The 358-nt window shown below is 60.3% G+C and carries 1 pseudogene; it reads left to right on the top strand.

Features of this window, described 5'->3' with window-relative positions:
• Positions 1 to 358, top strand: a pseudogene (locus tag EOC94_RS33670) (choline-sulfatase); the annotation flags it as partial.

Consider the following 358-nt stretch of genomic DNA (forward strand, 5'->3'; position numbering starts at 1 on the left):
TGACCGGCGCCGGCGTTGCCGAGATCACCAACCAGATGGAGTATGACGACGAGGTCGTGTTCCTAGCCACACAGAAGCTCTATCAGCTTTCGCGCGAACAGGACGATGCGAGCCATCGGCCATGGTGCCTCACCGTCTCGCTGTCGCACCCGCACGATCCCTATGTCGCGCGCAAGCAGTATTGGGATCTCTATGAGCATTGCCAGGCGCTGGATCCGGAAACCGGGTTCATCGCGCATGACGAGCAGGATGCGCATTCCCGGCGGCTGTACCACGCCAGCGATTATCCTTCCTTCGAGATCACGCCGGAACAGGTGCGTCGTTCGCGGCAGGGCTATTTCGCCAACACCTCCTATGT

The organism is Mesorhizobium sp. M6A.T.Ce.TU.016.01.1.1 (assembly GCF_003997065.1).
Classification (GTDB): Bacteria; Pseudomonadota; Alphaproteobacteria; order Rhizobiales; family Rhizobiaceae; genus Mesorhizobium; species Mesorhizobium mediterraneum.